Source organism: Variovorax sp. 54 (genome assembly GCF_002754375.1).
In the GTDB taxonomy this organism is placed as follows: domain Bacteria; phylum Pseudomonadota; class Gammaproteobacteria; order Burkholderiales; family Burkholderiaceae_C; genus Variovorax.
The window spans coordinates 5,165,987-5,189,327 of record NZ_PEFF01000001.1 but is presented as its reverse complement, the minus strand read 5'-3'; the positions used below and the strand labels follow the sequence as shown (position 1 = coordinate 5,189,327).

General features: G+C 68.1%; 20 protein-coding genes. 14 read left to right on the top strand and 6 right to left on the bottom strand.

Annotated features, from left to right (window positions below; genetic code table 11):
• Positions 1–98 precede the first annotated feature (98 nt).
• Entirely contained in the window at positions 99–1,541 is a 1,443-nt protein-coding gene (locus CLU95_RS23810) for an MFS transporter (RefSeq protein ID WP_099797451.1), read from the top strand.
• A gap of 7 nt (positions 1,542–1,548) precedes the next feature.
• Here CLU95_RS23810 and CLU95_RS23805 read toward each other — a convergent pair whose 3' ends face one another.
• Positions 1,549–2,838: an SUMF1/EgtB/PvdO family nonheme iron enzyme gene (locus CLU95_RS23805; protein ID WP_099795876.1), complete on the bottom strand. Its 1,290-nt coding sequence runs from the start codon at positions 2,836–2,838 to the stop codon at positions 1,549–1,551.
• Between the two features lie 162 nt (positions 2,839–3,000).
• Between CLU95_RS23805 and CLU95_RS23800 the strand changes: the two genes are divergently transcribed.
• Together CLU95_RS23800 and CLU95_RS23795 are read left to right on the top strand one after the other, a co-directional pair.
• Complete coding sequence (locus tag CLU95_RS23800) at positions 3,001–3,612, top strand: TRAP transporter small permease subunit (RefSeq protein ID WP_099795875.1); 612 nt, start codon at positions 3,001–3,003, stop codon at positions 3,610–3,612.
• Positions 3,613–3,635: 23 nt separating this feature from the next.
• Entirely contained in the window at positions 3,636–5,489 is a 1,854-nt protein-coding gene (locus tag CLU95_RS23795) for a TRAP transporter large permease (RefSeq protein ID WP_099795874.1), read from the top strand.
• A gap of 141 nt (positions 5,490–5,630) precedes the next feature.
• On the opposite strand, the gene CLU95_RS23790 is transcribed toward CLU95_RS23795, so the two are convergent.
• The 4 genes from CLU95_RS23790 to xseB all read right to left on the bottom strand — a co-directional run bounded on the left by CLU95_RS23790 (position 5,631) and on the right by xseB (position 9,909).
• Complete coding sequence (locus CLU95_RS23790; protein WP_099795873.1) at positions 5,631–6,713, bottom strand: TRAP transporter substrate-binding protein; 1,083 nt, start codon at positions 6,711–6,713, stop codon at positions 5,631–5,633.
• 130 nt (positions 6,714–6,843) lie between these two features.
• Positions 6,844–8,688, bottom strand: coding sequence for a 1-deoxy-D-xylulose-5-phosphate synthase (gene dxs / locus CLU95_RS23785; RefSeq protein ID WP_099795872.1), 1,845 nt, complete (start codon positions 8,686–8,688; stop codon positions 6,844–6,846).
• Between the two features lie 22 nt (positions 8,689–8,710).
• Positions 8,711–9,631, bottom strand: a complete 921-nt coding sequence (locus CLU95_RS23780; RefSeq protein ID WP_099795871.1) for a polyprenyl synthetase family protein — start codon at positions 9,629–9,631, stop codon at positions 8,711–8,713.
• An 11-nt stretch (positions 9,632–9,642) separates the two neighbouring features.
• Entirely contained in the window at positions 9,643–9,909 is a 267-nt protein-coding gene (gene xseB / locus CLU95_RS23775; protein ID WP_099795870.1) for an exodeoxyribonuclease VII small subunit, read from the bottom strand.
• Positions 9,910–10,180: 271 nt separating this feature from the next.
• Between xseB and CLU95_RS23770 the strand changes: the two genes are divergently transcribed.
• The 8 genes from CLU95_RS23770 to CLU95_RS23735 all read left to right on the top strand — a co-directional run bounded on the left by CLU95_RS23770 (position 10,181) and on the right by CLU95_RS23735 (position 18,918).
• Complete coding sequence (locus tag CLU95_RS23770; RefSeq protein WP_099795869.1) at positions 10,181–11,326, top strand: aromatic ring-hydroxylating oxygenase subunit alpha; 1,146 nt, start codon at positions 10,181–10,183, stop codon at positions 11,324–11,326.
• 62 nt (positions 11,327–11,388) lie between these two features.
• Positions 11,389–12,321 carry a DMT family transporter gene (locus CLU95_RS23765; RefSeq protein ID WP_257214710.1) on the top strand — a complete coding sequence of 311 codons (933 nt, stop codon included), beginning with the start codon at positions 11,389–11,391 and terminating at the stop codon, positions 12,319–12,321.
• 53 nt (positions 12,322–12,374) lie between these two features.
• Complete coding sequence (locus CLU95_RS23760; RefSeq protein WP_099795868.1) at positions 12,375–13,283, top strand: sulfurtransferase; 909 nt, start codon at positions 12,375–12,377, stop codon at positions 13,281–13,283.
• Positions 13,284–13,312: 29 nt separating this feature from the next.
• Positions 13,313–13,870: a DUF2796 domain-containing protein gene (locus CLU95_RS23755; RefSeq protein ID WP_257214709.1), complete on the top strand. Its 558-nt coding sequence runs from the start codon at positions 13,313–13,315 to the stop codon at positions 13,868–13,870.
• Positions 13,871–13,874: 4 nt separating this feature from the next.
• The gene (locus tag CLU95_RS23750; protein ID WP_099795867.1) at positions 13,875–14,633 is read left to right on the top strand and encodes an ABC transporter ATP-binding protein; all 759 of its coding nucleotides are present in this window, start codon (positions 13,875–13,877) and stop codon (positions 14,631–14,633) included.
• On the top strand, positions 14,630–15,892 hold the full coding sequence (locus tag CLU95_RS23745) for an ABC transporter permease (protein ID WP_099795866.1): 1,263 nt from the start codon (positions 14,630–14,632) through the stop codon (positions 15,890–15,892). The genes CLU95_RS23750 and CLU95_RS23745 overlap by 4 nt, the downstream gene beginning before the upstream one ends.
• Positions 15,893–15,894: 2 nt before the next feature.
• Positions 15,895–16,521 carry a DUF3299 domain-containing protein gene (locus CLU95_RS23740; RefSeq protein ID WP_099795865.1) on the top strand — a complete coding sequence of 209 codons (627 nt, stop codon included), beginning with the start codon at positions 15,895–15,897 and terminating at the stop codon, positions 16,519–16,521.
• Between the two features lie 156 nt (positions 16,522–16,677).
• The gene (locus CLU95_RS23735) at positions 16,678–18,918 is read left to right on the top strand and encodes a DUF3300 domain-containing protein (protein WP_099795864.1); all 2,241 of its coding nucleotides are present in this window, start codon (positions 16,678–16,680) and stop codon (positions 18,916–18,918) included.
• Between the two features lie 34 nt (positions 18,919–18,952).
• Here the strand turns inward: CLU95_RS23735 and CLU95_RS23730 are convergent, their stop codons facing one another.
• Entirely contained in the window at positions 18,953–20,224 is a 1,272-nt protein-coding gene (locus tag CLU95_RS23730; RefSeq protein ID WP_099795863.1) for a glutamate carboxypeptidase, read from the bottom strand.
• A 136-nt stretch (positions 20,225–20,360) separates the two neighbouring features.
• Here CLU95_RS23730 and CLU95_RS23725 point away from each other — a divergent pair, with 136 nt between their 5' ends.
• From CLU95_RS23725 to CLU95_RS23715, 3 genes are all read left to right on the top strand, one after another.
• Positions 20,361–21,005 (top strand): class I SAM-dependent methyltransferase, encoded by a 645-nt coding sequence (locus CLU95_RS23725; protein ID WP_099795862.1) that lies wholly within the window; start codon positions 20,361–20,363, stop codon positions 21,003–21,005.
• Between the two features lie 133 nt (positions 21,006–21,138).
• On the top strand, positions 21,139–22,797 hold the full coding sequence (locus tag CLU95_RS23720) for an ankyrin repeat domain-containing protein (RefSeq protein WP_099795861.1): 1,659 nt from the start codon (positions 21,139–21,141) through the stop codon (positions 22,795–22,797).
• Positions 22,798–22,808: 11 nt separating this feature from the next.
• Positions 22,809–23,336, top strand: a complete 528-nt coding sequence (locus CLU95_RS23715; protein WP_143606055.1) for a CC0125/CC1285 family lipoprotein — start codon at positions 22,809–22,811, stop codon at positions 23,334–23,336.
• Positions 23,337–23,341: the final 5 nt, after the last annotated feature.

Below are 23,341 nucleotides of genomic sequence, written 5' to 3'. Positions count from 1 at the left end.
GAAGATCCCACCACGGCGCATTCGCAGCGCCTTGATTTCGGACCACGGCCGGCGTGGTCCTACAGCGCCGTGCGCGGCAGCCGCCCAGAATGCTGCGCATGACGGTTCTGCGCAGCGACATCCCTGCCCGCCTGGACCGCCTGCCGTGGTCGCGCTGGCATTGGCGCGTGGTGATCGCGCTGGGCGTGGCCTGGATTCTCGACGGCCTCGAGGTCACGCTGGTGGGTTCCATCGGCGCGGTGCTGGAGCGGCCCGACACGCTCGGGCTTACGGCGGGAGAGATCGGCTGGTCGGGCTCGATCTACATCGCGGGCGCAGTGATCGGCGCGCTGGTCTTCGGGCGGCTCACCGACCGACTCGGGCGCAAGAAGCTCTTCTTGCTCACGCTCGTGGTCTACACGATCGGCACGCTGGCCACGGCCTTCTCACCCAACTTCGCCTTCTTTGCGCTGTGCCGCTTCGTCACGGGGCTAGGCATCGGCGGCGAGTACGCGGCCATCAACTCGGCGATCGACGAACTCATTCCGGCGCGCGTGCGCGGGCGCGTCAACCTCGCAATCAACGGCAGCTTCTGGATCGGTGCGGCGCTCGGCGCGGCGCTGAGCCTGGTGCTGCTCGATGCGCGCGTGATCGGCCCGGTGTGGGGCTGGCGCGCGGGCTTTGCGCTGGGCGCGGTGCTGGCGGTGGCCATCCTGCTGGTGCGGCGCCATGTGCCCGAGAGCCCGCGCTGGCTCATCGCGCACGGACGCGCGGATGAGGCCGAGCGCATCGTCGCGGACATCGAGCGCGAAGTCGAAGTGCAGCACGGCCCACTGCCCACTCCGCAAGGCCATGTGACGTACACCGCCGCGCGCCAGAACAGCCCGCCGATGCGCGAGGTGGCGCGCGTGCTGTTGCGGCGCTACCCGGCGCGCAGCATGGTGGCCGTGGCGCTGATGGTGTCGCAGGCGTTTTTCTACAACGCGATCTTCTTCACCTACGCGCTGGTGCTGACGCGCTTCTACGGCGTGGCCGAAGGCCGCGTGGCGCTGTACATCTTTCCGTTCGCGCTGGGCAACGTGCTCGGGCCGCTGCTGCTGGGCCCACTGTTCGACAGCGTGGGCCGGCGCAAGATGATCGCGCTGACCTATGTGCTGGCCGGCGTGGGCCTGGCGCTCACGGGCTGGGCCTTCATGCAGGGCTGGCTCGACGCGCGCAGCCAGGCGCTGTGCTGGTCGGCGGTGTTCTTCCTGGCGTCGGCCGCGGCCAGTTCGGCCTACCTGACGGTGAGCGAGGTGTTCCCGCTCGAGATGCGCGCCATGGCCATCGCGATCTTCTATGCCATCGGCATGGGCGCGGGCGGCTTCGTGGCACCGGTGCTGTTCGGACTGCTGATCGAAACCGGCAGCCGCGGCGCGGTGATGGTGGGCTACCTGATCGGCGCCGTGCTGGTCATCGTCGCGGGGCTGTTGGCGTTGCGCTACGCGGCCGATGCGGAGCGCAAGCCGCTGGAAGAAGTGGCGCCGCCGCTGTCGTCGGAAGCGGGCGGCGAGCGGCCCTGAGGGCGCGCTACACCGCGCAGGTGCGGAAGCCGAAGAAGCCGTCGTCGGAATCAGGCAGCGCAAAGCCACGGCGGCGCGGTGAGCGCAGGCGCGCGCGGGTCGCGAACGAAGCGCCGCGCAGCACCCGCGCCCGGCCGAATGCAGCCACCGGGTCGAACTCACCGCCCGCGCTCCACGGGTCGGCCCGGAAGCCCGGCCAGGGCTGCAGCGTGCCTGCGGTCCACTCGTGCACATCGGCCCAGCGGAAGCCGCGCCGCGCGGCCGTGTGGGCCGCGATTTCCCATTCGACCTCGGTCGCGATGCGCCGGCCGGCCCAGCGCGCCCAAGCGTCGGCCTCCCACCAGCTCAGGTGCACGGCGCTGTGGTGCCCGGCCGCGCGCACGGTGACGCCGAAGCGCTGCTGCAGCACCGAACCGCCCGTGCCGTTGCGGGCCACGCCGATCTGCTCCACGTGGCGCGGTCCGCGCCGGCCTTCGGTCTGCGCGGCGAGCCAGCGCCAGCCGTCGCTGTGCCACAGCTCCTCGCGGTCGTAGCCGCCGTCGTCGACGAACTCGATGTACTGGTCCCAGGTGACGGGCTGGGCGTCGATCTCGAACTCGGGCACGTCGACGCGGTGCGCCCCGCCTTCCTGCGCAAACAGGAAACCGCTGTGTTCGGGCAGGCCGAGCTCCCAGCGCGTGGCCGGCAGCAGCAGCGGCTCGCGCGTGACGGCAACGGGCGTCGGCTCGATGTTCAGCGGCAGGCCCAGCGTCTGCGCCAGCACCACGAGCTGTTCACCGCGCAGGTCTTCATGGAACAGCGCGAGCCGGTAGAAGTACAGGCCGGCGTCGGTCTCGGCGGCGTTCTCGAGCAGTTCGAGCGTGCTCTCGAGGGTTTCGAGCAGGTAGGCCTTGGTCTGGCCCAGGCCCGGCAGGTCGGGCGACCAGCAACGATCGGCCGCGCCCTGGGCGGGGTTCCACCAGTCGTCGGCGTCGGGGTCGATGGCAGCCAGCCGCGTGGGGCGCACGGGGCAGTCGATGCCGAAGGCGCGCTGGGTGTTGCGCCCGATCCACCATTCGGCGAACCAGCCGATGTGGCCCGCCAGCCAGACCGGCGGCACCACCGCCGGCTGCTGCGCCACGCGCATGCTTTCGCCCAGCGCCTGTTCGAACAGGGACAGCAGGTGCAGCGTGTGGTTGCGGGCGTCGATGAGGGCCAGCGAAAGCAGGTCGCGGCCGGCGCGGCGCATGTCGGGGGAGTCGATCGACAGCGGGCCCGCTGCCGCCGGGGCCGGTGGAGGGCGCGGAGTCTGGGCCATGTCGCATTATGGCCACCGGCGCAGCCCTGGGTAGGCCCCGAAAGAACTTTCCGCGTACACCGATAGAATCCGTGCCGCCTCTTGCACCCGACCCGTTGGCACACAAAGCCAGTGCGTCGGGTGCCGTCGTATCGGGGCATCCAATACAAAAATGGAGATGTAATGCAAGGCTTGCTCAAGCTGTCCCGGGCCATTGACTGGCTCAATGCCCAGGTCGGCAAATACGCCATCTGGCTCATCCTGGCCGCCACGGTGATCAGCGCCCTCAACGCGATCGTCCGCAAGGTCTTCAACACCAGTTCCAACGCCTTCCTCGAAGTGCAGTGGTACCTCTTTGCCTGGTCGTTCCTGGTGGCCGCCGGCCTCACGCTGCTGCAGCGGGAACACGTGCGCATCGACGTGCTGAACAGCCGCCTGTCCAAGCGCACGCAGGTGTGGATCGACATCGTCGGCTTCACCCTCTTCCTGACGCCGCTGTGCGTCACGGTGCTGTGGCTGTCGATGCCGGTGGTGATCCAGATGTACCAGTCGGGCGAGATGTCCGGCAACTCGGGCGGCCTGATCCGCTGGCCGGTGTGGGTGGCACTGCCGGTGGGCTTCGTGCTGCTGATGCTGCAGGGCTGGTCGGAACTCATCAAGCGCATCGCGTTCCTGCGCGGCGAAGGTCCTGACCCGATGGGCCGCCTGACCGACAAGACCGCCGAAGACGAACTCATCGAGGCGCTGCGTCGCCAGGCCGAGGCGGACGCCGCCGCGGCCAAGCCCCAGCACTGAACGGCCAAGGCAGAAAAGACACCATGGAATTCATTGTTGCCAATTTCGCCCCGATCATGTTCGCGGGGCTGATCTGCTTCCTGCTATTGGGCTTTCCCGTCGCGTTCAGCCTCGGCGCCTGCGGCCTGTTCTTCGGGCTCGTGGGTATCGAGCTGGGCGTGTTCCAGGCCTCCGTCATGGCCTGGCTGCCGCAGCGGCTCATCGGCATCATGGCCAACGACACGCTGCTCGCGGTGCCCTTCTTCACGCTGATGGGGCTCATATTGGAGCGCAGCGGCATGGCGGAAGACCTGCTCGACACGGTCGGCCAGGTCTTCGGCCCGATGCGCGGCGGCCTTGCCCTGGCGGTGATCTTCGTCGGCGCGCTGCTGGCGGCCACCACCGGCGTGGTGGCGGCTTCGGTCATCTCGATGGGTCTGATCTCGCTGCCCATCATGCTGCGCTACGGCTACGACCGGCGCCTGGCCAGCGGCGTGATCGCCGCCTCGGGCACGCTGGCGCAGATCATTCCGCCCTCGCTGGTGCTGATCATCATGGCCGACCAGCTCGGCAAGAGCGTCGGCGACATGTACAAGGGCGCGTTCCTGCCCGGCTTCATGCTGATGGGCATGTACGTGCTGTACGTGGTGTTCCTCGCGATCTTCAAGCCCGCGCAGGTGCCGGCGCTGCCGCCCGAGGCACGCACCTTCCGCGAACCCAACGGCGGTGGCGGCTACGCCTCGCTGGTGGGCATCACCGCGCTGTCGGCCGTCGTGGCCGTGTTCCTGGCGCGCAACATGGAGACCGTGCACACCTGGTTCCAGGGCGAGCCCGTGACCTTCGTGGCCACCGACGAGAAGGTCGTGGTCGCCATGTGCGGCGGCGTGTTCGTGGCGCTGGTGATCGCGCTGATCAACAAGGGCCTCAAGCTCAACCTGCTGTCGCGCCTGGCCGAACGGGTCACCTTCGTGCTGATCCCGCCGCTGCTGCTGATCTTCCTGGTGCTGGGCACCATCTTCCTGGGCGTGGCCACGCCGACCGAAGGCGGCGCGATGGGCGCCATGGGCGCGCTGATCATGGCCTGGGTGCGCCGTCGCATGAGCTTCTCGCTGCTCAAGCAGGCGCTGGGCTCGACCACGCGGCTGTCCAGCTTCGTGATGTTCATCCTGATCGGCGCCACGGTGTTCAGCCTGGTGTTTCAGGCCGCCGACGGCCCGATCTGGGTCGAGCACCTGCTGACCTCGCTGCCCGGCGGCCCGGTGGGCTTCCTGATCGCGGTGAACGTGCTGATCTTCTTCCTGGCGTTCTTCCTCGACTACTTCGAGCTGTCGTTCATCGTGGTGCCGCTGCTGGCCCCGGTGGCGCACAAGATGGGCATCGACCTGATCTGGTTCGGCGTGCTGCTGGCGGTGAACATGCAGACCTCGTTCATGCACCCGCCCTTCGGCTTTGCGCTGTTCTTCCTGCGCTCGGTCGCCCCCGAGAAGCAGTACGTGGACCGCGTCACGCAGAAGGTCATGGAGCCCGTGACCACGATGCAGATCTACAAGGGTGCGATTCCCTTCGTGCTGATCCAGCTGACGATGGTGGGCGTGCTGATCGCCTTCCCACAGATCGTGACGGGCAGCCTCGACAAGGAAGTGAAGGTCAACCTCGACGACATCGGTGCGCAGATGCGCGACAGCCTGAAGCCCGAAGAAGGCCAACCGGCAGCCGACCCGTACGGCGGCGCCGAAGAATCCGAGCCGAAGGTCGAAGTGCCGGGCGCGGAAGGCGCGGCACCTGCCGCACCTGCAGCCGCCCCGTCTTCGACGCCCGAGCCGGCGGCCGAGACCGGCGAGACCGATCCGATGAAGGCGATGCAGGACGCGTTGAAGTCGCCGCCGCAGAAGCCCTGAACGACCTCCGCTTCTCAAGCCAAAGCCCCCGACCCCGGGGGCTTTTTTCATGCCCGCGCGAAAGACGTGAACAACGCGCGCCAAAGAAAAAGGCCGGCCTGCTTGCGCAGACCGGCCTTTCAATGAAGCCTCAGCAGATCGTCAGATCTTGACCGAGTTCATGTACTGGTTGAACGGGTACTCCGAGAAGCGGTTCCACAGGATCTGGTCGCGCTGGAAGGCGCGCATGTCCTGGTGGATCTTCTTGAACTCGGGCGACTTGCCTTCGTGAAGCGCGAACACTTCCATCGAGGCCTTGAAGCCGGCGTCCATCACGGCCTTCGGGAAGGCCTTGAGCTGCGTCTTGGCAGCCACGAGGCGCTTCAGTGCCACGGGGTTGTAGGCGTCGTACTTGGCGGTCATGTCGCGTGCGGCAACCTTGGTCGCGGCTTCGAGGATGGCCTTGTTCTCGTCCGACAGCTTGGCAAACGCCTTGTTGTTGATGAAGAACTCGAGGTCGGCGCCGCCTTCCCACCAGCCGGGGTAGTAGTAGAACGGAGCGACCTTGTTGAAGCCCAGCTTTTCGTCGTCGTGCGGGCCGACGAATTCGGCGGCGTCCAGCGTGCCCTTTTCGAGCGACTGGTACACGTCGCCGGCCGGCATGTTCTGCGACACCACGCCCAGCTTGGCCATGGCCTCGCCGAACACGCCGCCGCCCATGCGCATCTTCAGGCCCTTGAGGTCTTCGACGGTCTTGATTTCCTTGCGGTACCAGCCGCCCATCTGCGTGCCGGTGTTGCCGGCGCTGGCGGTGCGGAAGTTGTACTGCGCGAAGAAGGCGTCGAGCAGCTTGCGGCCGTTGCCGTACTCTTTCCACGAGTCGTTCTGGCGGGCCGTGAGGCCGAAGGGAACAGCGCAGCTGAACGCGAAGATCGGGTCCTTGCCGGTGAAGTAGTAGGCGGCGGATTGCGCCATTTCGAGCGTGTCGGCCTGCAGGGCATCGACCACGCCGAATGCGGGCATCAGCTCGCCGGCGGGGTGCACCGAGATTTCGAACTTGCCGCCGGACAGGGCCTTGACCGTCTTCGAGAGCATTTCAGCGCTGCCGAAGATGGTGTCCAGAGAGCGGGGGAAGCTCGAGGCCAGGCGCCAGCGAACCGCGGCCTGCGCATGGACGGCAGGTGCGATGCCAGCGGCCAAAACGCCGGCGATGCCCGCGTTTTTGATGAGGGAACGACGATCCATTGAATTCACTCCGAGTGCTTTGGAAAAAACAAAACGCGGCTTGTGACCGCGTCAGGGACTTTTGTGAGTCCTTTTGATTGTAAAAACGCGCTTACAGGCGGTCGGCGGGGGTTTACCCTGCGACCTCTTGTCAAACGAAGCGTTTCTTGATTGCGGCGGCAATGCCGTCGGCATCGAGACCGATCGATGCGAGCAGCTTGGCCGGATCGCCGTGCTCGATGAAGCGGTCGGGCAGGCCCAGCTGCAGCACCGGCTTCTGGACGCCGGCAGCCTGCAGGGCCTCGACCACCGCACTGCCCGCGCCGCCCATGATGGCGCCCTCTTCGAGCGTGACGAGCGCGTCGTGCGTGCCCGCGACCTGCAACAGCAATTCGACGTCCAGCGGCTTGGCCCAGCGCATGTTGACCACGGTGGCGTCGAGCGATTCGGCCGCCGTGAGCGCCGGGTACAGCAGCGTGCCGAAGGCGAGGATGGCGATGCGCCGGCCTTCGCGGCGAATCTCGCCCTTGCCGAAGGGCAGCGCGTCGAGCGTGAGGTTCGGCGTGGTGCCGGCGCCCGCGCCGCGCGGGTAGCGCACGGCCACCGGGTGGCTTTGCTCGTAGGCGCTCGTCAGCAGCTGGCGGCACTCGCGCTCGTCGGCCGGGCAGGCGATGCTCATGTTGGGGATGCAGCGCAGGAACGGGATGTCGTACGCGCCTGCATGCGTCGCGCCATCGGCACCCACCAAGCCCGCGCGGTCGAGCGCGAACACCACGGGCAGGTTCTGGATCGCCACGTCGTGGATCAGCTGGTCGTAGGCGCGCTGCAGGAAGGTCGAGTAGATCGCGACCACGGGCTTGAGGCCCTCGCAGGCCAGGCCCGCAGCGAACGTGACCGCGTGCTGCTCGGCGATGCCGACGTCGTAGTAGCGATCAGGAAAGCGCTTTTCGAACTCCACGAGCCCCGAGCCTTCGCGCATCGCGGGCGTGATGCCCACGAGCCGGCCGTCGTGCGCGGCCGTGTCGCACAGCCACTGGCCGAAGACCTGCGTGAAGGTCTGCTTGGCCGCCGTGGTCGACTTGACCAGCCCGACCTGCGGATCGAACTTGCCCGGGCCGTGGTAGGCCACGGGGTCGGCTTCGGCGAGCTTGTAGCCCTGCCCCTTTTTCGTGACCACGTGCAGGAACTGCGGGCCGTCCAGGTGCTTGAGGTTCTCGAGCGTGGGCACCAGCGAGTCGATGTCGTGGCCGTCGATCGGGCCGACGTAGTTGAAGCCGAACTGCTCGAACAGCGTGGCCGGCACGACCATGCCCTTGGCATGCTGCTCCAGGCGCTTGGCCAGCTCGAACAGCGGCGGCGCATTGCGCAACATGCTCTTGCCGACATTCTTGGCGGCGGCGTAGAAATTGCCGCTCATGAGCTGCGCGAGGTAGCGGTTGAGCGCCCCCACCGGCGGGCTGATCGACATGTCGTTGTCGTTCAGGATCACCAGCAGCTTGCAGTCGCACACGCCCGCGTTGTTGAGCGCCTCGAAGGCCATGCCGGCCGTGAGCGCGCCGTCGCCGATGATGGCCACGGCATGGCGCTTCTCGCCCTTCTGCTTGGCGGCCATGGCCATGCCGAGCGCGGCCGAGATGCTGGTCGACGAGTGGGCGGTGCCGAAGGTGTCGTACTCGCTCTCGCTCCTCTGCGGAAAGCCCGAGATGCCGCCCAGCTGGCGCAGCGTGGGCATGCGCTCGCGCCGGCCCGTAAGAATCTTGTGCGGGTAGGTCTGGTGGCCCACGTCCCACACCAGCCGGTCGTGCGGCGTGTTGAACACATGGTGCAGCGCCACCGTCAGCTCGACCGTGCCGAGGTTGGAGCTCAGGTGGCCGCCGGTGCGCGAGACGTTGTCGAGCACGCAGGCGCGCACCTCGTCGGACAGCTGCTTGAGCTGGGCCCGGTCGTACTGGCGGATCGGCGAAGGGTCGTGGAGAGTGGGAAGCAGCGGAGCCATGGAGGTGGGTTCTTTTTTCTTCTCAGCGGTCGCGGTCGACCACCATGTGGGCCAGGGCGCGCAGTGCGGCGGTATCGGGCAGGCCGCTCTTGTTCAGCGCAGCGATCGCGTCGGCGAGCAGCTGGCTTGCCTGCGCGCGCGCGCCGTCCAGGCCAAGCAGCGACACGTAGGTGGGCTTGTCGGCCGCGGCGTCCTTGCCGGCGGTCTTGCCCAGGGTGTGCGAGTCGGCCGTGACGTCGAGGATGTCGTCGACCACCTGGAACGCGAGGCCGATGGCCGCGCCGTAGTCGCGCAGCGCCGCCAGCGCGGCCGGCGACACGGTGCCGCAGGCGGCGCCCATCTCGACGCTGCCCTGCAGCAGCGCGCCGGTCTTCAGGCGGTGCATTTCGCGCAGCTGGGTTTCGTTCAGTGCGATGCCGACACTGGCCAGGTCGATGGCCTGCCCGCCGGCCATGCCCTGGCTGCCGGCCGCGCGCGCCAGCAGGCGGCACAGCAGGGCCTGCATCGCGGCGGGCACCTCGTCGCCTTCGGGCGCGAGCAGTTCGAAGGCCAGCGCCTGCAGCGCGTCGCCCGCGAGCAGCGCGTCGGCTTCGCCGAACTTCACGTGCACGGTGGGCTTGCCGCGGCGCAGCACGTCGTTGTCCATGCACGGCAGGTCGTCGTGCACCAGCGAATAGGCGTGGATGAGTTCGGTGGCGCAGGCCGCACGCAGCGCGGCGTGGGCGTTGCCGCCGACCGCTTCATTGGCCGCAAGCACCAGCAGCGGCCGCAGCCGCTTGCCGCCGTCGAGCACGGCATAGCGCATGGCGTCGCCCAGCAGCACTGGCGCATCGACGCCGACCCAGCGCGACAGCGCCGCTTCGACGGTGGCCAGGTGAGGCTCGGCCCAGCCGGCCAGCGTTTTCGCGTCCCAGGGGGCGGTGGTGGTGGCAGTGGAAGTCATCGGGACGGCGCTCATTCGGCCGTCCAGGGCTTGAGGCTGCCGGCGTCGAGCACCTTGATCTGGTCTTCGACCGCCTGCAGCTTGTCGCGGCAGAAGCCGAGCAATGCGGCGCCACGCTGGTAGCTGCCCAGCAGCTGGTCCAGCGGCAGCTGGCCCGATTCGAGTTCTGCAACCAGTTGTTCCAGTTCCTGGAGCCCGGCTTCGTAGCTGGCGGGCAACGGCCCGGTGTCGGGCGTGGCCGCCGAGCTGGTCGTGGAAGGAGAAGGCACCTTGGGCATGCAACGAATCGTGGATGAAACGAAGCATTTTAGGGCGGGGGCGCAACGAACCGCCGGCCAGCCCGCACACGTGTGCGCCGCCCTTTGCAACACCCTGTAGGACGCCCGGAGATGCGAGGCAAAAACCCGGCGGGCGCAAAAATGCCCCCCGGGTACAATCCCCGCTTCCCCCGCCGGTCACCGGCACACCTCTTCGGGCCGTCACCCATGCAGACGGCGCCTTCCGTTTTTTTCTTTTTTTCTCCCTGTGGGGAGCTTGGTCAGGTCCTCCATGTCTGATTTAAGTCTTCAACTGCAGCAGGCCGCGAGCCAACTTCCAGTTACCGCGTATTTCGACGAGGCCTTGTACGCCCGCGAAATGCAGAACCTTTTCGCGCGAGGGCCCCGCTACGTCGGGCACCGACTGGCCGTGCCCGAGCCGGGTGACTTCCACACCCTGCCGCAGGAACACCAGGGCCGCGCGCTGGTCCACACGCCCAAGGGCGTGGAGCTCATTTCGAACGTCTGCCGCCACCGCCAGGCCCTCATCCTGCAGGGCCGGGGCCAGCTCGACACCCAGGCCGGCGGCAACATCGTCTGCCCGCTGCACCGCTGGACCTACGCCGCGAAAGACGCGCGCACCACCGGCACGCTGATCGGCGCCCCGCATTTCGACCAGGACCCGTGCCTGAACCTGCACAACTACCCGCTCACCGAATGGAACGGCCTTCTGTTCGAGAAGAACGCCGACGGCAGCGGCCGTGACGTGGCGGCCGACATGGCGGGCCTGGGCCCGCAGGCCGACCTCGACTTCTCGGGCTACGCGCTCGACCGCGTCGAGCTGCACGAGTGCAACTACAACTGGAAGACCTTCATCGAGGTCTACCTCGAGGACTACCACGTCGGCCCGTTCCACCCCGGCCTGGGCAGCTTCGTCACCTGCGACGACCTGCGCTGGGAGTTCAAGCCCGAGTTCTCGGTGCAGACGGTGGGCGTGGCCAACCGCCTGGGCCGCGCGGGCAGCCCGGTCTACCAGAAGTGGCAGGAGCAACTGCTCAAGTACCGCGACGGCAAGCCGCCGAAGTACGGCGCGATCTGGCTCACCTACTACCCGCACGTGATGATCGAGTGGTACCCGCACGTGCTCACCGTGTCGACGCTGCACCCGGTGAGCCCGACCAGGACGCTCAACATGGTCGAGTTCTTCTACCCTGAGGAAATCGTCGCCTTCGAGCGCGAGTTCGTCGAGGCCCAGCAGGCCGCCTACATGGAAACCTGCGTGGAAGACGACGAGATCGCCGAGCGCATGGACGCCGGCCGCCGCGCGCTCATGCTGCGCGGCGACAACGAAACGGGCCCTTACCAGAGCCCCATGGAAGACGGCATGCAGCAGTTCCACGAGTGGTACCGCAACGCCATGCAGCCACAACCCGTCTGACCCTCGCCTCTCTCGCCCCGCACCCGCCGGGGCTTTCTTTTTTCTGATCTGGATATCAATCGATGCAAGCGCTGTGGATGGTGCTCGGGGCCTTTCTGTTCGCCACCATGAGCGTGGTCGTGAAGATTGCCTCGGAATGGTTCAACAGCGGTGAGATGGTCCTGGGGCGCGGCCTCATCGGCATCGTGTTCCTCTGGCTGCTGGCGCGCAACCGCGGCACCTCGCTCGCCACCAAGTACCCCGGCATGCATGCCTGGCGCAGCACCATCGGCGTGGTGTCGCTGGGCGCGTGGTTCTACGCCATCGCCCACATGCCGCTGGCCACCGCCGTCACGCTCAACTACATGAGCAGCGTGTGGGTCGCGGCCTTCCTGGTCGGCGGCGCGCTGCTGGCCTGGGTGCCGGTGCCCGGGCGCGACGGCCGCATCGAGCGCCCGCCGCTGCAGGGCCCGCTGGTGATGACCGTGCTCGCGGGCTTTGCCGGCGTGGTGCTCATGCTCAGGCCCACGGTCGGTGGTGGCGATGGCTTCGCGGGCATGCTGGGCCTGCTGTCGGGCGTCACGGCTGCCTTTGCCTACATGCAGGTGGTGGCGCTGTCGCGCATCGGCGAGCCCGAGCTGCGCACGGTCTTCTACTTTGCGGTCGGCTCCGCCGTGGCCGGCGCCTTCGCCACGGCCGCGACCGGGTTTTCGGGCGGCAGCTCGTGGACGTGGCAGCATGCGCTGTGGCTGCTGCCGATCGGCTTGCTGGCTGCGCTCGGACAGCTGTGCATGACCCGCGCCTACGCCACCGCAAAGACCCAGGCGGGCACACTGGTGGTCGCCAACCTGCAATATTCGGGCATCGTGTTCGCGGCCTTCTACAGCGTGGTGCTGTTCGACGACCGCATCGACGCCACCGGCTGGGCCGGCATGGCGCTGATCATCGCCAGCGGCATCGCAGCCACCGTGCTGCGGCAGCGGGCCGTGCCGAAGGCGCCGGCCGAGGAACACTGAACGCAGCAGCCACGGCACGTGTCGCCGATCATTTTTTCGAAGGAGCTCTCGCCATGTACACCACCCTCATCTCCGCCGAGCAACTGAGGCAGCTGCGCGAGGGCGACTCGCCCCTCATGGTGTTCGACTGCAGCTTCGACCTCATGAAGCCCGACGCCGGCGCGCAGCTGTATGCCGCCGCGCACATCCCGGGCGCGCAGTACGCCAACCTCGACACCGACCTCAGCGCCAAACATGGCCTGCCCGGCGCGCACGGCGACGTGGTGGTCGCACAGGACGACGGCGTGCCCGCCTCGGGCGGACGCCACCCGCTGCCCAGCCGCGAGAAGTTCGCGACCTGGCTGTCGTCAGTGGGTTTTTCCAACGAGATGCAGGCCGTGGTGTACGACCGCAACGGCGCCAACTACTGCGGGCGCCTGTGGTGGATGCTCAAGTGGATGGGCCACGACGCCGTGGCCGTGCTCGACGGCGGCCTGCAGGCCTGGCAGGCCGCGGGCGGCGAAGTGACCGACCGCGAGGAGCCCGCGCGCTTCCAGTCGAATTTCGTACAGGGCGAGCCGCTGGCCAAGCTCGTGACCACCGACACCGTCGTGCGTCGGCTCGGCCAACCTGACCAGCAGCTGATCGACGCACGGGCCGGTGCACGTTACCGCGGCGAGGTGGAACCTCTGGACCCGATCGCGGGTCACATCCCCGGGGCCCTGAACCGGCCCTTCGCCGACAACATCGGTCCCGACGGCAAGTTCAAGCCCGCCGCGCAACTGCGCGCCGAGTTCGAAGCGCTGCTCGCGGGGCGCGATGCGGCGACCGTCGTCCACCAGTGCGGCAGCGGCGTGAGCGCCGTGCCCAACCTGCTCGCGATGCAGATCGCGGGGTTCGGGACGACCGCGCTCTATGCCGGCAGCTGGAGCGAATGGAGCAACACGCCGGGGCTGCCGACCCGGCAAGGCGCAGCACCATGATGCACACCCTGCACACCCGATTTCGACGCATGTCCTCCGGCTTCGCACTGACCGCCGCCGCGCTGTTCGCGGCCACCATCCTTCCCGCACAGGCCCAGCAACAGCACGCGCATGTGCATGGCCAGCTCAAGCTCGACGTGGCGATCGACGGGCCCACCATCGTGATCGCCATGGAATCGCCGCTGGACAACATCGTCGGTTTCGAACGCGCGCCCAAGACCGACGCCGAGAAGAAGACCGTCGAAGCCGCCATCGCCCAGTTGCGCGCGGCCGACAAGCTCTTCACCATCGACCCCGCCGCCAACTGCAAGCTCGGCCCCGTCGACCTGCGCTCCGGCGCGCTCGGCCTGGGCAACCCCGACCCCGCCGAATCGAGCGGGCACGCGGACCTCGACGCCTCGTTCTCGTTCAACTGCACCCAGGCCGCCGCCGCGAAGTTCGTCGACGTGAACCTGTTCTCGGCCTTCAAGGGCGCACGCCAGATCGACGTGCAGATCGCCTCCGCGCAAGGCCAGTTCAAGCGCCAGCTGAAGCGCCCGAGCGGCGCGCAGGCCGCGCAGCCTTCCCGCCTGACGCTGGGCAAGTGACAGCGTGAGCACCGCCCCGCAGGCCGAGACCACGCCCTTGCGCGTCGTGCTCGCCGCCGAAGCCCTGCGCTTCACCTGGCCCGGCGTGAAGACACCGTGCATCGATATCGAGGCCCTGCGCATCACGGCGGGTGAATCCGTGTTCCTGCACGGCCCGAGCGGCTGCGGCAAGAGCACGCTGCTGTCGCTGCTGGCCGGCGTGCTGGTGGCCGACGAAGGCCGCGTCACGCTGCTGGGCCACGACTGGTCGAAGCTCTCGGGCACGCAACGCGACCGCAGCCGCGTGGCGCACGTGGGCTACATCTTTCAGCAGTTCAACCTGCTGCCGTACCTGAGCGTGCTCGACAACGTGCTGCTGCCCTGCCGCTTCTCGGCGCGGCGCGAAGCGCAGGCTGCACGACACGCCGGTTCGAACGGCAGCTCGCGCGACGAAGCCGAGCACCTGCTCGACCAGATGGGCCTCGACCGCACGCTGTGGAAGCGCCAGGCGCTGCAGCTCTCCGTGGGCCAGCAGCAGCGCGTGGCCGCGGCGCGTGCGCTCATCGGCCAGCCCGAAGTCGTCATTGCCGACGAGCCCACCTCCGCGCTCGATGAAGACCGGCGCGAAGCCTTTCTCGACGTGCTGCTCACGGCCTGCGCCGTGAACCACAGCGCGCTCGTGTTCGTGAGCCACGACCAGCGCATTGCGCCACGCTTCGCGCGGCACGTGCTGCTGCCGGAGATCAACCGTGCGGCGAGCAGCGCGATGGCGGTGGACGCATGAAGGCACTCTTCTCGATCGCATGGCGCAGCGCCTGGAACCGCCGCTTCACGCTCGCGCTCACCGTCTTCTCCATCGCGCTGTCGACCTTCCTGCTGCTCGGTGTCGAGCGCATCCGCACCGAGCTGCGCGAGAACTTCGCGTCGTCGGTCTCGGGCACCGACCTCATCGTCGGCGCGCGCACCGGCTCCACGCAGCTGCTGCTGTACTCGGTGTTCCGCATCGGCGCGGCCACCAACAACATCTCGTGGAAGAGTGTGCAGGCGCTGCAGGCGCACCCCGGTGTCGACTGGGTGGTGCCGTTGTCGCTCGGCGATTCGCACCGCGGCTTCTCGGTGCTCGCAACCACGCCCGACTACTTCTCGCACTTCCGCTACGGCGACCGGCAGACGTTGAAGCTGCGCGAAGGCAAGCCCTTCGACGCGCTGTTCGATGCCGTGGTCGGTGCCGAGGTTGCCGACAAGCTCGGCTACCACGTGGGCCAGAAGATCACGCTCGCACACGGCAGCGGCGAGCTCAACGTGGCCGAGCATGCCGACAAGCCCTTCACCGTGGTGGGCGTGCTCGCGCGCACCGGCACACCGGTCGACCGCACGGTGCACATCGGCCTTGCGGCGATGGAAGCCATTCACCTCGAATGGGTGGGTGGCGCGCCGATGCCGGGCGTGAAGATCCCGGCCGAGCAGGTGCGTAAGTTCGACCTCACACCGAAGAACGTGACGGCCGCGCTCGTGGGCCTGAAGAACCGCGCCGCCGTGTTCGGCGTGCAGCGCTGGATTTCCACCTACACCGGCGAACCGCTGATGGCCATCCTGCCCGGCGTGGCACTCGACGAGCTGTGGAGCGTGATCGGCATCGGCGAGAACGCGCTGCTGCTGATGTCGGCACTGGTCGCGCTCGTAAGCCTCGCGGGCCTCGTGTCGGTGGTGATGGCGGGCCTGAACGAACGCCGCCGCGAGCTCGCCGTGCTGCGCGCCGTGGGCGCGGGCCTGCGCCATGTGCTGGCGCTGCTCGCGCTCGAAGGCGCGCTGGTCACCGTGCTCGGCGTGCTGCTGGGCGTGACCATGGCCGTGCTCGGCATCGCCCTGCTCTCGCCATGGCTGCAGGCTCAGTTCGGGCTGACACTGAGCCTGTCCGAACCTACACTGAACGAATGGCTGCTGACGGCGAGCCTGCTGGTCGCGGGCTGGCTCGCGAGCCTGCTGCCCGGCATCCGGGCCTACCGCCTGTCGCTGGCCGACGGCCTTTCTCCGAGAATCTGACCATGACGAAGACCCCTACTCCCCGCGTGCTCACCGCCCTGTCGATGCTGCTGGCCGGCGCCGGCCTCGCAGCCGCCGCCTGGGCCGCCGACCCGGCCCCGAAGGACACCACCGCGACCAACCCGCTGGGCGGCAAGCCGGCCGCCGCCGCGCCGCAGGCCGCATCAGGCCAGCCGCGCCAGATCAGCTGGGAAGAGCTGGTGCCCAAGGACTGGGACCCGGCCAAGGCCTTCAAGGGCCTCGACCTGAGCACGCTCGACGACGGCGACCCGCGCGCCAACGAGCTGCTCATGAAGATGCAGGAGGTGTCGAACAACGCACCCACCAACCCCGCACTCAACGGCGTGGAGGTGAAGATCCCCGGCTTCATCGTGCCGCTCGAAGAGGCCAAGGGCGAGGTCACCGAGTTTTTGCTCGTGCCCTACTTCGGCGCCTGCATCCACACGCCGCCGCCGCCGGCCAACCAGATCCTGCACGTCATTCCGCAAAAGGGCGCCAAGTTCCGCGCCATGGACACCGTGTGGGTCACCGGCAAGCTGCAGACGCTGCGCAACGACTCGATGATGGGCGTGAGCGGGTACCAGGTGAAGGCGAGCAGCGTCACCAAGTATTCGGGCGGCGCCAAGTAGCGCGTTTCCCGGGTCTCGTGGTCCTGCGCCGACAGCACAGACGGCGCACCGCCGACACAGACCGTTGCATCCGAGGGGCAGGCTGTGTCATCGCCTGCGCTGGCCCGCCGTTGAAGGAGTTCCGGGCACCATGCCGGCGTCTTCAGGACCTGCCAGATGACACCCTCTCCCCGCCTCCCCCTGCTTCAGCGGCGCCTCATGGCCTCGCTGTGCGTCACAGCGTTGTTCATTGCAGGCTGCGACAAGCCTGCGCCACCGCCTCCAGCCGCTGAGGCACCGACCACCCAGGCACCCGCCCCCGCGCCCGTCGCCGCCCCGGTGCCGGCCGCCTACGCGCCGCCCTCGGCCGAGCAGCTCTACCAGCTGGTCGCGCCCATCGCGCTGTACCCCGACAAACTCGTCGCGCAGGTCCTGGCCGGTGCCACCTACCCCGAGCAGGTCACCGCGGCCCACGACTGGCTGCAACAGAACCGCACGCTCAAGGCCGGCCCGCTCGCCGATGCGGCCAACCAGCAGCCGTGGGACCCGAGCGTGAAGTCGCTCACCGCGTTCCGGCCCGTGATCGACCAGATGGCCGGCAACATCGCGTGGACCACATCGCTGGGCAAGGCCTACTACAACGACCCGGCCGACGTGATGAACGCGATCCAGGTGATGCGCCAGCGCGCGTCGAAGGCCGGTCGGCTCAAGAACAACGACAAGCTGCGCATCGCGCGCGCCGCCACGCCGCCCAACTACGCGCCCGCGCCCGACATGCAGCCGATGTACGCGGGCCCCACGCTGATCGAGCCGCCCGAGGAGCTGATCACCATCGAGCCCGTGCAGCCCGACGTGGTGTACGTGCCGCGCTACGACCCGCAGGTGGTGTACGACGCGCCCATGCCCGTCTACCCCGGCTATGCCTATGCACCGCCGCCGGTGGTGGTCGAGCCCGGCTACAGCCCCGGCCAGGTGGCCGCCGTGGGCGCCCTGGCTTTCGGCAGCGGCGTGATCGTCGGCTCGGCGTTGGAGCGCCACGGCTGGGGCTGGAACGCCTGGAACATGAACTGGGGCACGCCGCGCTGGCGCGACCGCGCGGCACCGCCGCCCCCGGCCTACCGGCCTGCGGTCGTCTACAACAACAGCACGTACGTCTCGCGCTCGACCACCGTCGTCAACAACAACGTGCGCAACGTCTACAACAACAACTACGGCGGCGATCGCAACGGCCCGCCGCCCGGAGCCGTGGCATGGCAGGCGGCGCAGCAACAACAGCTGCAACAACAGCAGTTGCAGCAACAGGCACGCGCCCAGCAGCAACAGGCGCTGATGCAGCAGCAGGTGACCCAGAACCAGTTGCGCGAGCAACAGCAGGCGCAACAGGCCCAGCAGGAACAGGCAAGGCGCCAGCAGCAAGCGCAGCAGGAACAAGCCGTGCGCCAGCGCCAGGACCTGCAAGAGCAGGCTCGGCGCCAGCAGATGCAGCAGCAGGCGGCCCAGAACCAGCAGCGCCAACAGCAGCAGGCCCAGCAGGAACAGGCGCGCCGCCAGCAGCAGACGCAACAGGAACAAGCACTGCGACAGCGCCAGGATCAGCAGGAACAAGCCCGTCGACAGCAGATGCGGCAACAACAGGCCGCGCAGAACCAGCAGCTCCAACAACAGGCCCAGCAGGAGCAGGCTCGGCGTCAGCAGCAAGCGCAACAGGAGCAGGCAGTGCGCCAACGCCAGGACCCGCAGGACCAGGCCCGTCGCCAGCAGATGCAGCAACAGCAAGCGGCTCAGGACCAGCAGCGCCAACAGCAACAGGCCCAGCAAGAACAGGCGCGTCGCCAGCAGCAGGCGCAGCAACAAGAGCAAGCGTCGCGCCAACAACGCCAGGACCAGCAGGAACAAGGCCGCCGCCAACAGATGCAGCAGCAACAAGCGCAGCAGGAGCAGCTAAGGCGTCAGCAGGAGCAACAGCAGGCCCAGGCCGCCCAGCAGCAGCAACGGCAGGCGCAGCAACAACAAGCCCAGCAGGCTCAACAACAGGAGCAGGCGCGTCGTCAGCAGCAGCAGCAACAACAGGCACAGGCGCAAGCCGTGCAACAACAACGTCAGGCCCAGCAGGAACAGGCGCGCCAGATGCAGATGCAACAGCAGCAAGCCGCCCAGGCCCAACAACGCCAGCAGCAGCAAGAGCAGATGCACCGTCAACAGGTGCAGCAACAGCAGCAGATGCAACAACAGCAGGCGGCACAGAACCAGGCGCGCCAGCAACAGCAACAGCAACAGCAACAGCAACAGCAACAGCAACAACAGGAACAGATGCGGCGCCAGCAGGCGCAGCAGCAACAACAGGCCCAGGCCCAGGCTCAAGCGCAAGCTCAGGCTGCCGCCCATCGCCGCCGCCCGGGCGATCCTCCAGCGCAGTGAGCCCGCAGGTGCGGGTGCACCGCGCCGCGCACCCTCAGTTCTTGCCGATCTCGGTCAGCAGCCGCGTCACGAGGTACAGGCGCGGCACGATCGAATCGACTTCGATGTACTCGTCGCGTGCGTGGTAGCCGAAGCCCGCGAGGCCGAAGCTCTCGACCACCGTGGCCTTGCCCGAGCGACCCGCGAAGCCCGCATCGGTGCCGCCGCCGGTCATCGGCGTCAGCGCCAGCTCGCGGTCGAGTTCCTTGTAGATCGCCTGGGCCTTCTCGGCCAGTGCGCGGCCCTTGGCGCCTGCGACAAACGCCGGGCGGCCCACCTCGACCTTCACCGTGGTCTCGGTGTCGGGAATCAGCTTGCCGCTGGCGATCTTGGCCTGCAGCGCCTCGTTGAGTTTTTTCTCGGCGCCGGGCTGGGTGATGCGGATGTCGCCCAGCGCCTGCGCCTTCTCGGTGATCTGGTTGATCGGGCCGGTGGCGCGCGCCACGGTCCAGTTCAGCGTCACGCCGGGGATGTCCTTGGCGAGGTCTTTCGTCTGCAGCATCTGGTACGACAGCTCGTACAGGGCATTGCGGCCCAGCTCGGGCGCGGCGCCGGCGTGCGCCGCGCGGCCCTTCACCTCGAGCGTGGCCTGCGCGATGCCGGCCGCGCCGAGCAGCAGCGACTCGCCTTTGGCCACGGCCTTCGCGGCCGTCGGCTCGAAGGACAGCACCGTGTCGTGCAGATCCGCCGTGGTGGCGATGAGTTCGCCCGAGCCCACCGAGCCCACCTCTTCGTCGGGGTTCACGAGCACCGTGAGCGTGTCGTAGTCGCGCCAGCCTGCGTCGGCCAGGATCTTCAGCGACGCCATCATCACCGCGAGGCCGCCCTTGTCGTCGGCGATGCCGGGGCCGTAGATGCGGTTGCCGTCCACCTTGTAGGGCTGGGTGTTCAGGATGCCCGGCGCGTACACCGTGTCCATGTGGCCCTGCAGCATGATCTTGCGCTTGCCCGTGCCCTTGATCGTGCCGATGACGATGTCGGCGCCCGCGCCGGCCGAGGCCTTGCGGCGCTCCGTCTTGAAGCCCGCCGCCTTCAGGCGCCCTTCGATCACGTCGGCCATCTTCATCAGGCCGTCGACGTTCAGGCTGCCCGATTCGATCGCCACCATTTCCTTCAGGTTGTCGATGACGGCGGGCTGCGCCTTCTCGGCAGCGGCGAGCAGCTTCGCATCGGGGGCTGCCTGCGCGGCGGCTGCGGCGCCGAGCGCCAGGCCGCAGGCCAGGGCGACGGAACGCAGGGAAAAGAAGGACAAAGTACGCACGGTCATGAGAGTCTCTTTTCTTTGAGTGATTGGCGGGCGCCAGCATAGCGACATGGCGGGCGAAGCGGCGCAAATCGGCGACAGTGCCCGGCCGGCGGTTTACAGTGCGCCGCACCCTCTCACACGCCGCCCACCGACGACCATGAGCCTCGCGAACGACGCCAGATTCTGGGACCGCACCTCGCGCCGTTATGCGAAGAGCGCCATCGCGGACGAGGCCGGCTACACGCGCACGCTGGAGCGGACCCGTGCGCTGTTCACGCCGGACATGCGCGTGCTCGAGCTGGGCTGCGGAACCGGCACGACGGCACTGCGGCTGGCGGGCCACGCTCGCAGCTATCTGTCCACAGACATCTCCGAAGGAATGATCGCGATCGCCGAAGAGAAACACGCAGCCGCTCCGATCCCCGGCCTCGCGTTCCGCGCAGCGACTGCCGAGACGCTGACATCGAGCGAAGGCAGCTTCGACGTCGTGCTGGGGTTCAACTACCTCCACCTGGTCCGCGACCTGCCCGGCACGCTGCGCTGCATTCATTCCCTGCTCGCACCGCAGGGCCTGTTCATCTCCAAGACGCCCTGCCTCGGCGACATGAACCCGCTCCTTCGCGTGGCCCTGCTGCCCGCGATGCGTGCGATCGGGCTGGCGCCGCATACCGGTGTGTTCCGGGCGTCGGCGCTGGGCGCGCAACTGCAGGCTGCGGGCTTCGAGGTGCTTGCCACCGAGAACCATGCGACGAAGGGCGGCGAGAACCGTCCCTGGATCGTGGCGCGCAAGCTGATCGACTAACATCCGATCCGCGGTGCAAGCCGCGCCCGGGCCCGCGGGAAGGGTTGAACCCACTTGCCTTCTTCATGACGGTCCACAGCCTTTTGTGCAGCCGGATTTGCGGGTCATCGGCGCCTGATGCACGGAGGTTTCCATGAAGCGCATTCCCGCCCGGCCCGACATCGGCCACCTGAAGAAGCAAGCCAAGGAACTGCTTGCGCTCTACCGCAGCAACGACCCCACGGCCCTTCGCCGATTTCGCAGCGCCTTGCCGGCCGCATCGGGCAAGTCCGATGCCGCACTCGCAGCTCAGGGCTTGCGCCTGCACGATGCGCAGTCGTGCATCGCGCGCGAGTATGGCTTTGCGTCGTGGGCCGATCTGCAAGGTTTCGTTCTCACCCGCAGGGCACAGGTCGATGACCCGGCCAAGGCGGTGCTCCATTGGCTGCGCCTCGTGTATGCGGGCGACATCGCCGGTGGCACGAACCGCGCACGGCCTGCGGTGGCCTTGCGTCTGCTTGACGAGGACCCCACCCTGCTGGCGGGCGGCGACCCGTACCTGGCCTGCGCCATCGGCGATGAAGCTGCGTTGCGCCAAGCCACCGCGCACGACCCGACGTGGGTCCATCGCGCAGGCGGCCCGCTGCAACTGCCGCCCCTCGTGGCCGTCACGCACTCCGGCCTGATGCAACTGCCGGGCTATCGCGAGCGCTTGCACGCGTGCGCGAAGTTCCTGCTCGACGTCGGCGCCTCACCCGATCAATCGACCGGCAGCCGCTGGCCGCCCGCATCGCTCGAAGCGCCCGCCGACACCGAGCGGCTGTCCGCGCTGTACGGCGCGGCCGGCCAGAACCATGACCCCGAACTCACCAGGCTGCTGCTCGATGCTGGTGCCGACCCGAACGACGGCGAATCGCTCTATCACTCGCTGGACCAGCCCGCCTGCACCAAGCTGCTGCTCGAAGCCGGCGCGCGCGTGACGGGTTCGAACGCGCTGTACCGGGTGCTCGACCTGGACGACGTCCAGACGCTGCGCCTCTTGCTCGCGCACGGCGGCGATGCGAACGAACACCCGCAGGGCTCGCCCATCTCGGACTGGGGTTCGCCGCTGCTGTGGGCCATTCGCCGCTGCCGTTCACCGGCGCACATCGAGGCCTTGCTGGCCGCTGGCGCGCACCCCAACGTGTTCACGCAAGACGGCACGCCCGCACACACCGTCGCCCTGCGCTTCGGGCTGACCGAGGTCGCGCAGCTGCTGCAGGCAGCGAGCGGTGAACAGGCGCCGCTCTCCACCACTGAGGCCTTCATCGCCGCATGTGCCCGCAGTGACGAAGCCACGGCGCGGGACCTGCAGGCACGGCACCCCGGCCTCATCGGCACGCTCGACACCACGCAGCTTCGCCTGCTGCCCGAGCTCGCAGCGCAGGGCTGCAGCGATGCGGTGAAGGTCATGGTCACGCTCGGCTGGCCCCTCGAGGTCCGCGGTGGCGACTGGGACGCCTCGGCGCTGAACCACGCGGTGTTCCGCGGCGATGCGGCGCTTGCCCGGTTCCTGCTGGCACACGGCGCGGACTGGCAGGCACCGCACGGTTTCGGCGACAACGCCTGCGGCACCTTGTCGTGGGCTTCGCTGAACGAGCCCGTCGACGGCGGCGACTGGGTCGGCTGTGCCCGGGCCCTGGTGGCCCATGGCATGCCTTCTGCACGGCCCGATCCGGACAGCGCAGATGGCGTGCTCATCGGTGCACGGCGCAGCGTGTTCTCGGACGAGGTCACGGACTTTCTGCTCGCGGCATCGATCGCCGGAGGCTAGTCAATACACGCATGGCGGCGGTCAAGGTCGTCATTGACGGCCCGTACCGCATTGCTGGAAACTCCTGCCCAAAGAAAATTCTGCGAGGTTGGAGAAGAATGAAAAACGGCAAACGATTCGGCCGCGCAGCGCTCGCTGCGGGCGTGCTACTCGCGCTTGCAGGGTGCGGAACACCCTACAAGAGCCTCGGCCTTGGCGGCGGCTACCAGGACAGCAACGGACCCGGTCATCTCGAGCGCGTGGATTTCGCTGGCAACGGCTACTCCGAGCCCGAAAAGATGAAAGTCTTTGCGCTCTACCGCGCCGCCGAGACAGCACAGGCGAAGAAGAAAGAGTTCTTCGTGATGTACGACAGCCTCCTCAATGCGGCACGTAACCGGCCCTCGGAGATGCCCCGGGTCGGCACCATTGGTGGATTCCCATGGGCATTCGCCTTCGTCCGGTTCAGCAATCAAGACATCGCTGGCGCAAACAGCACGGCCGAGATACTGAAGCGCTACGCCGAGGCGGTGAAAAGCCCGGTCCCAAGCCAGAAGTAAGAGCG

Bases quoted from the DNA above. Each gene is read 5' to 3' on its own strand.
- CLU95_RS23810 (WP_099797451.1), top strand. From the start codon at position 99: ATGACGGTTCTGCGCAGCGACATCCCTGCCCGCCTGGACCGCCTGCCG.
- CLU95_RS23805 (WP_099795876.1), bottom strand. From the start codon at position 2,838: ATGGCCCAGACTCCGCGCCCTCCACCGGCCCCGGCGGCAGCGGGCCCG.
- CLU95_RS23800 (WP_099795875.1), top strand. From the start codon at position 3,001: ATGCAAGGCTTGCTCAAGCTGTCCCGGGCCATTGACTGGCTCAATGCC.
- CLU95_RS23795 (WP_099795874.1), top strand. From the start codon at position 3,636: ATGGAATTCATTGTTGCCAATTTCGCCCCGATCATGTTCGCGGGGCTG.
- CLU95_RS23790 (WP_099795873.1), bottom strand. From the start codon at position 6,713: ATGGATCGTCGTTCCCTCATCAAAAACGCGGGCATCGCCGGCGTTTTG.
- dxs (WP_099795872.1), bottom strand. From the start codon at position 8,688: ATGGCTCCGCTGCTTCCCACTCTCCACGACCCTTCGCCGATCCGCCAG.
- CLU95_RS23780 (WP_099795871.1), bottom strand. From the start codon at position 9,631: ATGACTTCCACTGCCACCACCACCGCCCCCTGGGACGCGAAAACGCTG.
- xseB (WP_099795870.1), bottom strand. From the start codon at position 9,909: ATGCCCAAGGTGCCTTCTCCTTCCACGACCAGCTCGGCGGCCACGCCC.
- CLU95_RS23770 (WP_099795869.1), top strand. From the start codon at position 10,181: ATGTCTGATTTAAGTCTTCAACTGCAGCAGGCCGCGAGCCAACTTCCA.
- CLU95_RS23765 (WP_257214710.1), top strand. From the start codon at position 11,389: ATGCAAGCGCTGTGGATGGTGCTCGGGGCCTTTCTGTTCGCCACCATG.
- CLU95_RS23760 (WP_099795868.1), top strand. From the start codon at position 12,375: ATGTACACCACCCTCATCTCCGCCGAGCAACTGAGGCAGCTGCGCGAG.
- CLU95_RS23755 (WP_257214709.1), top strand. From the start codon at position 13,313: ATGTCCTCCGGCTTCGCACTGACCGCCGCCGCGCTGTTCGCGGCCACC.
- CLU95_RS23745 (WP_099795866.1), top strand. From the start codon at position 14,630: ATGAAGGCACTCTTCTCGATCGCATGGCGCAGCGCCTGGAACCGCCGC.
- CLU95_RS23740 (WP_099795865.1), top strand. From the start codon at position 15,895: ATGACGAAGACCCCTACTCCCCGCGTGCTCACCGCCCTGTCGATGCTG.
- CLU95_RS23735 (WP_099795864.1), top strand. From the start codon at position 16,678: ATGACACCCTCTCCCCGCCTCCCCCTGCTTCAGCGGCGCCTCATGGCC.
- CLU95_RS23730 (WP_099795863.1), bottom strand. From the start codon at position 20,224: ATGACCGTGCGTACTTTGTCCTTCTTTTCCCTGCGTTCCGTCGCCCTG.
- CLU95_RS23725 (WP_099795862.1), top strand. From the start codon at position 20,361: ATGAGCCTCGCGAACGACGCCAGATTCTGGGACCGCACCTCGCGCCGT.
- CLU95_RS23720 (WP_099795861.1), top strand. From the start codon at position 21,139: ATGAAGCGCATTCCCGCCCGGCCCGACATCGGCCACCTGAAGAAGCAA.
- CLU95_RS23715 (WP_143606055.1), top strand. From the start codon at position 22,809: ATGGCGGCGGTCAAGGTCGTCATTGACGGCCCGTACCGCATTGCTGGA.